This window comes from Paenibacillus foliorum (assembly GCF_013141765.1).
In the GTDB taxonomy this organism is placed as follows: Bacteria; Bacillota; Bacilli; order Paenibacillales; family NBRC-103111; genus Paenibacillus_S; species Paenibacillus_S foliorum.
Map to the genome: position 1 here is coordinate 144,508 of NZ_WHOD01000119.1, position 12,996 is coordinate 157,503.

The 12,996-nt window shown below is 44.8% G+C and carries 14 protein-coding genes; all 14 read right to left on the minus strand.

All coding sequences use genetic code 11. The annotated features are described in order from the left end of the window. Positions 1-48 precede the first annotated feature (48 nt). On the minus strand, positions 49-1,743 hold the full coding sequence (gene recN, locus GC093_RS31520; RefSeq protein WP_171655954.1) for a DNA repair protein RecN: 1,695 nt from the start codon (positions 1,741-1,743) through the stop codon (positions 49-51). A gap of 14 nt (positions 1,744-1,757) precedes the next feature. Further along, entirely contained in the window at positions 1,758-2,207 is a 450-nt protein-coding gene (ahrC, locus tag GC093_RS31525) for a transcriptional regulator AhrC/ArgR (RefSeq protein WP_171655903.1), read from the minus strand. Between the two features lie 81 nt (positions 2,208-2,288). Next, positions 2,289-2,768, minus strand: coding sequence for a hypothetical protein (locus GC093_RS31530; protein WP_171655904.1), 480 nt, complete (start codon positions 2,766-2,768; stop codon positions 2,289-2,291). A 112-nt stretch (positions 2,769-2,880) separates the two neighbouring features. Then, positions 2,881-3,714: a TlyA family RNA methyltransferase gene (locus GC093_RS31535; RefSeq protein WP_171655905.1), complete on the minus strand. Its 834-nt coding sequence runs from the start codon at positions 3,712-3,714 to the stop codon at positions 2,881-2,883. 37 nt (positions 3,715-3,751) lie between these two features. Continuing rightward, entirely contained in the window at positions 3,752-5,680 is a 1,929-nt protein-coding gene (gene dxs, locus GC093_RS31540) for a 1-deoxy-D-xylulose-5-phosphate synthase (RefSeq protein ID WP_216624968.1), read from the minus strand. A gap of 136 nt (positions 5,681-5,816) precedes the next feature. Then, positions 5,817-6,722: a polyprenyl synthetase family protein gene (locus GC093_RS31545; RefSeq protein ID WP_171655906.1), complete on the minus strand. Its 906-nt coding sequence runs from the start codon at positions 6,720-6,722 to the stop codon at positions 5,817-5,819. Next, positions 6,719-6,976 (minus strand): exodeoxyribonuclease VII small subunit, encoded by a 258-nt coding sequence (gene xseB / locus GC093_RS31550; protein ID WP_171655907.1) that lies wholly within the window; start codon positions 6,974-6,976, stop codon positions 6,719-6,721. Before xseB ends, GC093_RS31545 begins: the two co-directional genes overlap by 4 nt. Next, on the minus strand, positions 6,951-8,327 hold the full coding sequence (gene xseA / locus GC093_RS31555) for an exodeoxyribonuclease VII large subunit (protein ID WP_171655908.1): 1,377 nt from the start codon (positions 8,325-8,327) through the stop codon (positions 6,951-6,953). The genes xseB and xseA overlap by 26 nt, the downstream gene beginning before the upstream one ends. Positions 8,328-8,330: 3 nt before the next feature. Next, positions 8,331-9,203: a bifunctional methylenetetrahydrofolate dehydrogenase/methenyltetrahydrofolate cyclohydrolase FolD gene (folD, locus tag GC093_RS31560; protein ID WP_171655909.1), complete on the minus strand. Its 873-nt coding sequence runs from the start codon at positions 9,201-9,203 to the stop codon at positions 8,331-8,333. A gap of 22 nt (positions 9,204-9,225) precedes the next feature. Further along, positions 9,226-9,675 (minus strand): transcription antitermination factor NusB, encoded by a 450-nt coding sequence (gene nusB / locus GC093_RS31565; RefSeq protein ID WP_171655910.1) that lies wholly within the window; start codon positions 9,673-9,675, stop codon positions 9,226-9,228. A gap of 205 nt (positions 9,676-9,880) precedes the next feature. Continuing rightward, the gene (locus GC093_RS31570) at positions 9,881-10,120 is read right to left on the minus strand and encodes a DUF2273 domain-containing protein (protein ID WP_171655911.1); all 240 of its coding nucleotides are present in this window, start codon (positions 10,118-10,120) and stop codon (positions 9,881-9,883) included. Between the two features lie 14 nt (positions 10,121-10,134). Next, complete coding sequence (gene amaP, locus GC093_RS31575) at positions 10,135-10,695, minus strand: alkaline shock response membrane anchor protein AmaP (protein ID WP_171655912.1); 561 nt, start codon at positions 10,693-10,695, stop codon at positions 10,135-10,137. 168 nt (positions 10,696-10,863) lie between these two features. After that, positions 10,864-11,274, minus strand: coding sequence for an Asp23/Gls24 family envelope stress response protein (locus GC093_RS31580; protein WP_171655913.1), 411 nt, complete (start codon positions 11,272-11,274; stop codon positions 10,864-10,866). 335 nt (positions 11,275-11,609) lie between these two features. Continuing rightward, entirely contained in the window at positions 11,610-12,968 is a 1,359-nt protein-coding gene (accC, locus tag GC093_RS31585; RefSeq protein WP_171655914.1) for an acetyl-CoA carboxylase biotin carboxylase subunit, read from the minus strand. Positions 12,969-12,996 lie beyond the last annotated feature (28 nt).

The window sequence follows — 12,996 nt, forward strand, 5'->3', positions numbered from 1 at the left end:
ATCCCCACACCTTTCGTTTTATAACAGAAAATGATGCCTCACTTGACTTTACATCCTTGATTTCTTGTCATTTGCCAAATCGAGCATTTCTTGAGCATGCTGTAAAGTGGTCCCTGTAACCTCTACACCGCCCAGCATACGAGCAAGCTCATGAATTCGTCCTTCAGTTTGCAGGTCGTCAACATGGGTAAATGTTCTTTCACCGTCTGTTGTTTTATGAATGCGATAATGAGCATCAGCCATGCAAGCAACCTGAGGTAGATGAGTTATTGAAAACACCTGACAGCTGCGGGACAAACGCGACATCTTCTCAGCAATAGCCTGAGCAGCTCTTCCGCTTACTCCTGTATCCACTTCATCAAAAACAAGCACAGGGATACGGTCAACTCTTGCAAAAATTGATTTTAAAGCCAGCATTACCCTTGAGATTTCTCCACCGGAAGCAATTTTACTTAAGGATCTGAGCGGCTCCCCTGGATTTGCTGAAATAAGAAATTCAACACTGTCAGCACCATCTGCGGATAAAGCATTCTCATTGAATGAAACCTGTACTTTAAACTGAGTTTTTTCCATATGTAAATCACGCAACTCTGAAACAATTTCACCTGCCAGTCTTTCTGCAGTCACCTGTCTCTGATCAGATAATTGGCGTGCTAAACTTCTTACAACGGAGATAATCTGCTGTTCTTGCTTCTGAAGCTCCTGCAGCTTCTCATCTTTATTTTCAATCAAATCTAATTCCTCTTGAATTTTAACTAAATACTGCAAAATATCTGCAACACTTTCCCCGTACTTTCTTCGTAACGACGAGATCGTGTCCAATCTTTGCTCAATAAAATCAAGACGGGCAGGATTAAACTCTATATCATCGCGGTAATCTCGAATTTGGTAGGCGGCATCCTCCAGCTGGTAATAAGCATTCTGCGCTTGTTCCATAATAGGTTGTAGCTTAACAGGGTCAAGCGAAGTGATATCTTGAAGCTTTTGAACAGCCTTGCTTATCGACTCCAAACCTTTTTTCCCGCCGTAAACAAGTTCATAAGCATCAGAAGCGTGTTGGAATAATTTTTCCGCATTGGCTAGTTTGCGCTTTTCTTCGGCTAATAATTCATCTTCACCAATTTTTAATTTAGCGGAAGTAATTTCTTCCACTTGAAATCGATATAAATCCAGCATTTGCAGCGACTGCTTACTTGTTTCTTCAAGCTCTTTCAAGTTTTTTCGAATTTGTATGTAGGAATTATAAGCTTCCTGGTAGTCGCGCTTAAATGGCCCAATCTCCGTTTCTCCAAACAAATCAAGCCAGCGAATATGCTCGTCTACATGGAACAGAGATTGATGCTCATGCTGTCCATGAATATTAACAAGCCATTCCCCGACTGATTTTAACCCTGATAAATTAACCAATTGTCCATTAATTCGGCTAGTGCTTTTACCTTGAGAAGTAATCTCGCGGCGAATGATCAAATGTTCTTCCGCATCAGCTTCGATGCCAAGCCCTGCGAGGGTCTGCCAGACAGGATGGCCCACCTCAATGTGGAACAATGCTTCTATATAAGCTTTGTCACTGCCATACCGAACTAAATCTGCTGAACTTCTTCCACCTGCGACAAGGGTTAAAGCATCGATGATAATTGATTTCCCCGCTCCTGTTTCTCCGGTAATTACATGAAAGCCTTTGCGGAAATTCAGGTGAACAGACTCAATTACGGCTAAGTTTCGTATAGATATTTCAAGCAGCATCGTTATCTCTCCCGTTAACTTAACATGGATAAAATCTGATTGACCACTACAGAGCTCTGGTCTTTGTTTCGGCATATGATCAAAATCGTATCGTCACCGCAAATCGTCCCCATAATTTCGTTCCACTCTAAGCTGTCAATTAATGCTCCAATTGCATTAGCCGTACCTGGCAAGCTTTTTAATACGACCAAATTTTCCGTATAGTCAATATGGACGAAGTGATCATTTAGAGCACGTTTAAGACGGTGCATTGGGTTATAACGCTGATCTGCTGGAACCGAATATTTGTATCGCCCATCATCCAGCGGCACCTTAATCAGATGTAATTCCTTTATATCGCGTGAGATGGTTGCTTGTGTTATAGGAAAGCCAGATAACCTCAGTTGATCAACCAAATCATCCTGCGTTTCTATTTCATTGTTGGTTATAATTTCTCTTATTTTTATGTGCCTTTGGCCTTTCATTGGTTACCTCCTAATCGTAAGCATAATCTCAACTAATCTTTTCCTTCGAAAAGGCTAGTTAGTAAGCGTATGTATTTTATCTTATCCAGCGTGTTCTTCGGTATCTAATTCAAACACAATCAAGCTCACCTTACTCTGTCCAAGGTCAACATATAACACACCGGACGTTTGTGGGTAAACCAGCTGGTATACTAATAATCGGTCTCGAAGGGCGCTTCCTCTCATGTCCAGTGGCCTGCGATCCTTAGCTATTTTTACTGCGTAATAAAATCCATCCTTTTCGGCAAAATAATCTATAAACAAGCGACTTTGCAAAAGCTCCGCATCATCATTTATAGATATTTGAATGGGAATTCGCTGCTTGCCGCTAACAATGCTATAACCTTCTTCAGATAACAACTGCGTAACATCATCCTCTGACACTGTTTCATCATCTTCTGGGATCGTTGGAGTGGCCCCATTCTGCACTATATTATTCATCCGATTTCGAATATAAAAAAATAGCCAAATGCCCAATACCAACAAAAGAAGAACGAGTATGACCCCATCTCCACTTTTCATAGAAACATCACCTCTACCTTTAATGCGTTAATAAATAGCCACATCATTAGTATTCTAGAAATTAGTGTCAATATCCTCCAGTTAGCCACTTTCCATTCAACAAAAAAACTCATCATCCCGATGAGTTTTGAAGCTTCCCGGCATCGCTGACTGCTTGACGAATCCAATCCTCCACTACCTCTGGAGAAAGAGCAGGCTCGTCCGAGTTGCATACCAAATATGCCAAAAACTCCACATTGCCTTCTCCGCCTCGAATCGGTGAATAGGTCAGACCCTTCAATACAAATCCCGCTTCCGATGCGAATCCTAGCGTTGTTTGTAAAACTTCTGTGTGAACGGCAGGCTCACGTACAACACCCGTTTTGGGTACCTTCTCACGTCCTGCCTCGAACTGCGGCTTAATAAGAGCTACTACTTCTCCCCGTTCCGCTAATATCTTCCTCAATGGAGGGAGAATCAGCTTTAGGGATATGAACGACACATCGATTGAAGCAAAAGTGGGCTGAGGCCCCTCTAGATCCTCTGGCTGCATAAACCGGAAATTGGTTCGTTCCTTCACATGAACCCTTGGATCATTACGAAGTGACCAGTCAAGCTGGTTATAGCCCACATCTACTGCATAGACAAATTCAGCCCCATTTTGAAGAGCACAATCTGTAAAGCCACCTGTCGAAGCTCCTATGTCCAGCATGGTAACTCCCGAAACATCAATGGAGAAATGCTTTAAAGCCTTTTCCAGCTTCAAGCCACCTCGGCTTACATAAGGATGAAGAGCTCCTTTGACAAGGATCTTTGCCGTTCTTAGTATTTTGGTACCCGCTTTATCAACCGGCTCATTATCAACTAAAATCAATCCAGCCATAATCGACGCTTTGGCCTTCTCACGAGTTTCAAAGAAACCCTGCTCCATCAATAGTATATCTAAACGTTCCTTATCTGCTGCCATGGTCATTCATACTCCTATTATCTTCTGCTGCAACGGGTTACGCATGCTGACGCTTACGTGGTACAAGCGATTTGACCTCGGACACGAGCTTCTCTGCTGTAAGTCCAACTTCCTTACGCTGCTCAGGAACCGACCCATGTTCCACAAAATAATCGGGAATGCCTAGAATTTTGATTCGAAGCCCATAGAGATTCTGATTCGCGTAGTATTCAAGCACGCTACTGCCAAAGCCGCCCATGAGCGCGCCTTCCTCCATCGTGATGATCGGCAGATTATCCTTCGCCAGCTGGAGCAGCATAGCTTCGTCCATCGGCTTAATAAATCTGGCATTAACCACTCGCAATTGAACTCCATCCTTGCTCAACTGCTCAGCAGCCTCCATAGCAAGTGGAATCATCGGTCCTACAGCAAGCACTACAGCGCTGTCCCCAGGTCTTAACACTTCCCAGGTTCCAATAGGAAGGGTCTGGTAAGGATTATCCATCGAAGTTCCAAGACCACTGATCCGTGGGTAACGGATTGCAATTGGCCCCTCGTTATAGTCGACAGCTGTCTTCATCATATGTCGTAGTTCATTCTCATCCTTAGGCATCATGAGCACCATATTCGGAATGCTGCGTAAATAAGCGATGTCGTAAACACCTTGGTGAGTCTCACCGTCAGGTCCAACGAATCCAGCACGATCAATGGCGAATATTACATTCAAGTTCGCGCGGCAAATATCATGTACAACCTGATCATAAGCACGCTGTAAAAAGGTAGAGTACACGGCAAAAACAGGCTTAATGCCTTCATTCGCAAGTGCTGCACACAATGTGGCCGCATGCTGCTCTGCGATGCCTACATCTATCATGCGATTAGGAAATTCAGCAGCAAAGCCTAATAAACCAGAACCACCCGGCATTGCTGGTGTAACGGCAACGATCCTCGAGTCCTCACGGGCTAACTCAATTAATGATTTACTGAATACCTCTGTATACATAGGAGGACCAACAGATTTGAGCATTTGTCCAGATTCGATCTTATACGGACTTGCTCCATGCCAAGCATGGGAATCGGCTTCAGCTGGTGAATACCCTTTACCCTTCAAGGTAACGACATGCAATAAGACCGGGCCTTCCACTTTCTCCGCTTGCTTTAGCGTTTCTAAAAGTACAGGCAGATTATGACCATCTAGGGGGCCCAAGTAGGTTAAACCCAGCTCTTCGAACAATACGCCTGGTACAACCATATATTTCAAGCTGTCCTTCAGCTTTTCAATTGTTTTGGCAAGTGTCCCGCCAATGGCAGGAATTTTTTTGATCAGATATTCCACTTCTTCTTTTACTTTCACATAATGCTTATCGGAACGAATTTTACCTAAGTAATTATGCAAGGCTCCTACATTAGGAGCAATGGACATTTCGTTATCATTAAGAACAACGATCAAGTTCTTTTTTTCATGTCCAATATGGTTTAATGCTTCGAGCGCCATACCACCTGTCAATGCTCCGTCGCCGATAATAGCTACTACCCGATTATTGTCGCCTTTAAGATCACGAGCTATTGCCATCCCCATAGCAGCTGACAATGAGGTGCTGCTGTGTCCGGCTTCCCAGACGTCATGCTCACTTTCGGATCTTTTAACAAACCCGCATAAGCCCTTATATTTACGCAGCGTGTCAAATTTGTCCATACGTCCGGTTAACATTTTATGAACATACGACTGATGACCCACATCAAAAATAAATTTATCATTCGGACTATTAAATAAATAATGAAGCGCTATAGTAAGCTCAACAACACCAAGGTTAGACGAGAGATGTCCGCCGGTAACCGAAAGCTTTTCAACAAGAAACTGCCGGGTTTCCGTAGCTAGTTGTTCCAGTTGCTCTATAGACAGTCGTTTCAAGTCTTTGGGCTGAGTAATTTGTTCGAGCAGCACGTGATTCCCCCGCTTTCCTGTTGGGATAAAAGAAAACTCCATCAGATGGAGTGATTGTTCATCAGGTTCATCTTTTTTCGACATAAACCTATGTATCCCATTAAACTTGCACCCATTATAGCATAGAGAAGGATGCCACTCAATGATAGTGCGATACAAAAGTTATACAATTAACCATTTAATGGTCTCTTTTCGTCAAATAATCAGCAAGTTGAAGCAGCCTGTCGGGATTAGGAAAATGTGCATTTACAATGGCTTGCTTGCCTTGCTCCGTTAATTGCCTGATTTTCTCCTGCGAAGCTTCTATTCCCACAAAATAAGGGTAGGTCACTTTTTGCTGCTTCTCATCGCTTTTAACCGGTTTGCCTATTTTCTTCTCATCCCCGATTAGATCAAGAATGTCATCCTGAATTTGAAAGGCTAGTCCAATATGATACCCGTACTTTTCTAATGCTTGCAGCTGCTTAGGAGTTGCTCCGGCCAAATGGCCTCCCGCCTTGAGAGAAAACACGACCAAATCGCTCGTTTTGTGAATATGGATATACTCCAATTCCTCCAGCTTAGTGATCCCCTGCTCCCCCTGCATATCAGCGGCTTGGCCGCCCACCATTCCCGACGCGCCTGCCAGCTTGGACAAATCCTCGATTATCTCAACAATTTGTTCAGCTGGAACTTCATAAGCACGGAACGATTGAACAATAGAATAAAACGCATGGGTCAACAGCGCATCTCCCGCTAAAATTGCCATCGCGTCACCGTATATCTTATGATTAGTCAGCTTCCCGCGACGATAGTCATCGTTATCCATAGCAGGTAGATCATCATGAATTAGTGAATACGTGTGTATCATCTCAATCGCGCAAGCAACAGGCATTGCTGCCTCCGTACTGCCACGCAGAGCTTCGACTGTTGCCAAAACCAAGGTAGGACGAAGTCTTTTCCCACCTGCCATTAGAGAATACATCATAGATTCTCTAAGCGTGTCCGGTATGCTCCATATCGCAGGCAGCGATTCCATAAGCTCCGCTTCGATCCGTGCTGCTTTTTCCTCTATGTATTGTTTGATGGTTAACTCGGTACTCATTTGATTTCACCCTTCTCGTCAGTTGCAGGGTTGAACGGCTTCTTCACAAGTCCGCCCTCTTGCTCCATTAGAATCTCAATCTTTCGCTCAACCTGCTCTAGCTTTTGTCCGCACAGCTGAGAAAGCTTCATACCTTCTTGAAAAAGCTCGATAGCCTGTTCCAAAGGTACATCTCCGCTCTCCAGCTGAGCAACGATTTGCTCCAGCTTATCCATCGCCTGCTCAAAGCTAGGCGTCGTTTCCTGTTTTGTCATTTTGCTTCTCCTCCATTGACCACACATGACAATCCACACTGCCGTCCATCAACCTTAGCTTCAACACATCCCCAAGCTGCACCTGTTGTATGGATTTGATTAGTTGCTGTTCCTTCTCGTCATATACGAGGCTGTAACCCCGCTGCATTACTTTTAAAGGGCTCAGAGCATCCAGCTGGCGAATGGCAGCGAACAGATTCTGCTGCTTATGTTTCTTAGCTGTTTGCATCGCTTGCTGAAGCTGTCGCAACGATGTTCCCAGTCGCCGCTTGGCAAAGCTTGCCTGTTCCTTCGGATTAAACGAAGATATCCGAAGGTCAAGCTTCATACGCTGCTCCTGCAGCTTGGCAAGACGCCCACGCAGCTTGTAGGCAAGCTGCTCCTTCGTCCGGTCCAGCCGCTCCATAGGCTGTATAAGAAGCTGCCTGCGCGGGTTAGTCAGAACTGGCGATCGTTGCAGCCTGTTTAAGCGCTCACGGTTTCTGTCCAACTGATTGGACAGCCCTCCGTAAAGCTGTTGCTTGAAATATCCAAGCTGCTGCTTCAGCTCTTGATGGTGAGGCACAGCCAGCTCAGCAGCTGCGGTAGGGGTAGCTGCTCGAAGATCAGCCACAAAATCCGCTATGGTGAAATCAGTCTCATGACCGACCGCGGAAATGACCGGGATTCGTGAGGCAAAAATAGCGCGTGCAACACTCTCCTCATTAAAAGCCCACAGCTCCTCCAAGGAGCCGCCGCCCCTACCAACTATCAGCACATCCACTTCATTCATCGTATTCATCGCTTCGATAGCTTTGACAATCGCTGGAGCCGCTTGGTTTCCTTGAACCAGCACCGGATATAACTGCACCGGCACATTGGGGTAGCGGCGCTGAAGCGTTATAATAATGTCTCGAACTGCTGCTCCAGTTGGCGAAGTAATAACACCGATAGCCTTTGGGTAGCGAGGAAGCGGTTTTTTCCGCTGAGAGGCAAACAGCCCTTCTCCCTCAAGCTTCTTCTTCAGCTGCTCAAAAGCCAGATACAGGCTGCCAATGCCATCAGGCTGCATTGTCGTTGCATAAAACTGGTATTGTCCGTCCCGTTCATAGACGGAAATATTCCCGCAAGCCAGCACCTTGGTGCCTTCCCGCGGGATAAAGCCTAGACGTTGGTTATGGGAAGCGAACATAATGCTTTTCAGACGGCTGTCCGCATCCTTCAGCGTAAAATACATATGTCCGCTGGAATGATGGGTGAAATTGGATATTTCTCCACGCACCCATACATCCTGAAGCACGTTATCCGTCTCCAGTCGCATTTTTATGTATCGGTTTACATCTTTGATTGAGAAAATACGCTGATCTTTCATAGCTTATCGGTTTGTTGCAGACTGTAAAGCTGCCGCACGTTTAGCCGCTTCCAGCGTATTTCTCAGCAATACCGTTATTGTCATTGGGCCAACACAACCCGGAACCGGGGTTATATAGCTTGCTACATCCAGCACATCATCAAAATCAACGTCACCTGCCAGCTTGCCCGTATCCAAGCGATTTATTCCAACATCGATAACAATGGCACCCGGTTTTACATGCTCGCGCTTCACCATCTTCGGCTTGCCGACCGCTGCGATCAAAATATCTGCTTGACGCGTAATTTCCGCCATATTGGCCGTTCTGGAATGACATACGGTAACCGTCGCGTTCTCTCTTAACAGTAAGATCGCCATTGGCTTGCCAACAATGTTGCTCCGTCCGATAACTACTGCGTGCTTGCCTGCTATATCAACGCCGATCTTCTTAAGAATCGAGATGACGCCAGCCGGCGTACAAGGAGCAGGGCCTTCCTTGCCGATCATCAGATTGCCAACGTTAACAGGATGAAAACAATCCGCATCCTTGTGTACTGCGATGGCTTCTACGATCTTCTCTTCAGAGATGTGCTTGGGAAGTGGTGACTGTACTAAAATGCCATGAATCTTAGGGTTCTGGTTTAACTGTTCAATCAAACTAAGTACATCGGATTCCGCTGTGGCTCCATCCAAGGTGTGAACCTCAGAATAAATTCCTGCTTCTTCACAGGCTTTCGCCTTATTACGAACATAGACTTGAGAAGCAGGATCCTCGCCGACCAGAACGACCGCCAAGCCTGGTTGAATTCCTTGCTGCGTCAGAGCCCCTACTTCTTCTTTAATTTGTGCGCGATAGGCGCTGACAATTTCTTTTCCGTTAATGACTTGTGCTGGCATGATGGCCCCCTCATCCTATTTGTTAGCTTTTTGATTTGATTTCTTCGAGTTCCTTGATCATCTTTCCAAGTACGCCGTTAACAAATTTGCCTGATTCATCTGTTCCAAAATGCTTGGCCAGCTCGATAGCTTCATTTACTACAACCTTAGGCGGGACATCATTGCGGTATACCATTTCATAGGTAGCCAAACGCAGGATTTCGCGGTCAACTCGTGACAGTCTGTCCATTTTCCAGCCCTTTAAATAATCCAGCAACAGCCTGTCTATCTGCTCTTTGTTCGAGTAGGTTCCTTCAACAAGCTCACTTATTTGTTCAAGAGCGATAGTATCCTTCGTATGGGTTAATTGAGCCTCGTCGTCTGTCTGTGCTTCTTCCACCACAATACCGATTGCCTCGCCCATGTTGACTTCGTTCATTTCCATTTGGTACAGGCTTTGAACCGCCAGTTCCCTTGCCAATCTTCTTCTCATTCTTTGTGTTTCCTCCTAAGAGTTTCGCTTAAGCGAAACTTGCATCGTAAGCATTTGGCTGAGTTTCGCGTTAGCGAAGCTTGCATAATAAGCATTTGTTGAATTTCTTTGAGTTCTTCTTCATAAACATGAAAAAAATCCTTGGGTTCGAACCAGGGATTTTCATTGCAACTGCCACACACGCGCAGCTGTGTCAGTTGTCAATTCATCTTAACAATCTCCATTTGTCCAATAACCAACGCCAAAATTGTTGAATGGGAACAGGCGTATCGCCCCGTTCGATTCTTTTCCCTATATTATAACAAGTATATACGATTAGGACAAAGATTAACATATCCCACAAACCGCAAATCAAATAGATGAGCCCAAGCAGAACACCTGCGGCTGCGCCCAAGGTTTTGCCCCTGTGCCTTTCCCATAGATGTTCCCACAGTTGAATCCACATGTTGGAGCTCACCTCTATTCCACTCTACTTTTAAAAGTAGGTGCTGATTGTTGAATGTTTGCTACAAACACGGTCACGACTGCAACGGGAATGCCAGTAATCTCTTCGATATGATTTTTGACACCAGACTGCATCTCTTCAGTCAATTGTGGAATCGAGCTTTCCCCATCAACAATAACACGAATAACAATTTCCAAGCCCGCCGGGCTTACTCGCACACGCGCCTTCAAATCCTTCACGCCGCGGGTACGTTTGGCTGCCTTTAATGATAAGTTTTCCACCGTCTCTATTGAAATACGGATATCGCCATAATCTGTACGTTGATCAATAGAGGGAGCATTGGCCCTGCCTCTGCGTACTGCGACATATAGAAAACGGATACTTACCAAGGCTACCACGATCGTCAAGGAAATGAAGGGAAGTGCAGTATTTAAATCATAGTAGACATTATGAGCGAAAGCACCTACACGCTCAAACGAAATCCAACCAAATGCGCAAACCAGAAGAGTACAAGCTGCAATGAGAACAACCAAGCTAAAAATAAATAGAAGTAATCTGTCTACAACTTTAACCACGAAACCGGACTCCTTCCCAATTAGAGGAAACCCCCTTACAACTTGAAGGGGGTTAGCCAAACGTTTATTTAGTTGACTAAAAAGCATGAATTGTTATGCCTTCTATACATCAACCTTGACAAACGTGCGCGTCCTGAAAGGACGGCTAAGCCGTTTATCCTTGCTTAGTTACTTGACTCGATTTGGAGATGCTTCTATCTCTTCTACTTTCTCTGCACCTTTGAAAATGACATCATGAATATGTACATTCACTTGAACCACACTAAGTCCTGTCATCGACTCAATCGCATGTTTAACATTTTGTTGAACGCCGGATGCTACCTCAGGGATTCTTGTTCCGAATTCAATAACAATGGACACATCGATTGCAGCTTCACGCTGTCCAACATCTACCTTTACACCCTTGGACATATTCTTACGCCCCAACAATTCGGCGATTCCGCCAGCAAATCCGCCGCTCATACCAGCAACGCCAGGAACTTCAACTGTCGCCATCCCTGCAATGATTTCAATAACCTCGGGTGCTATCTGAATCGTACCAATATCGGTTTTCTCATAATCCGCAGCTATGATTGTCATAATCGGCGCCTCCTTGGAGTTTTACAAGCCCTTGCATAATAAGTGGTATCATAATAGATGAATCTTCTTCTCTAAATATGTGTTTAAAAAGTTCACTTTCAGAACCGAGAATATTGGGCAAAAGCCGAGGAAGGAGGACGGAGCGTAGGCAATATCTACGCGAGTACCAGACTTCCCGGGCTTGTTCAATATTCGATGCCGATTCACTTCCTGTGTTACTTCGTTATCAAAGTGGACTTTTCAAACAATCTCTATTATGGATATGCTTGAGTCAAACAAAACTTGTCTTAGTCTATATACTATATCATTATCCTAAAATGTTGACAAATTACGGTTTACGAGTCAGGATCATTCACATCATGCTCTTCTAGGAACTTAATGTCAAAATCACCTGCAATAAACTTCTTATGTTCCAGAAGCTTTAGATGAAAGGGAATGGTAGAGTGGATGCCTTCTACCGAAAACTCGGATAAGGCACGTTTCATACGTTGAATGGCCTCATCTCGATCCCTCCCCCATACAATCAGCTTAGCGATCATCGAATCATAATGAGGTGTGATGGTATAGCCTGGATAGGCAGCACTGTCAACCCTTACACCAAAACCGCCCGGCGGGAGGTAAAATTGAATTTGACCAGCCGAAGGCATGAAGTTGCGGGTAGAGTCCTCAGCATTAATCCTGCATTCTATAGCCCATCCATCAATCTTCACATCATCTTGAGTAAAGGATAGAGGCTCGCCTTCCGCTACATGAATCATTTCCTTGATGATATCTATACCCGTGATGAGCTCTGTAACCGGATGCTCAACCTGAATCCGAGTATTCATTTCCATAAAGTAAAACTGCCCGTCCGCACCAAGTAAAAACTCTAAGGTGCCAGCTCCTGAATAAGAAACGGATTTAGCTGCACGTACTGCGGCGTCCCCCATAAGGGCACGAATCTCCGGAGTCAGTATCGGACAAGGAGCTTCCTCGACCAACTTCTGACGTCTACGTTGAACCGAACAATCACGCTCACCCAAATGCACTACATTACCATGCTTGTCTGCTAATATTTGAATTTCTACGTGCTTCATACCTGTCAAATATTTTTCCAGATAAACACCTGCGTTACCAAACGCGTTCTGAGCTTCCTGCTGGGCTGTTGTGATTTGTTGGATCAGCATTTCCTCATTCTCAGCTATACGGATCCCTTTGCCGCCGCCACCGGCAGTAGCTTTAATAATAACAGGGTAACCGATCTCACGACTGATTCGCACTGCTTCGTCCATATCCTGCACAAGTCCATCCGATCCTGGAATGACAGGAACATTAGCTTCCTTCATCGTTTGCTTGGCAACCGCCTTATCTCCCATACGACTTATCGCATCAGGAGAGGGTCCGATAAAGGTTATATTACAACTTTCGCATATCTCTGCGAAATTAGCATTCTCAGCCAAAAAACCATAACCAGGGTGAATCGCATCTGTTTCCGTTAATGTAGCTACACTCATAATGTTAGTTAAATTTAAATAACTGTCTTTGGAAAGAACGGGGCCGATACAATAGGCTTCATCAGCAAGACGAACATGCAGCGCTCCCTTATCAGCTTCCGAATATATCGCAACGGTTGATATACCTAATTCACGGCAAGCGCGAATGATTCTGACAGCAATCTCACCGCGGTTGGCAATTAATACTTTTTGAAACTTCAATTGGGTATTCTCCTCCTAAGAGTTTTCG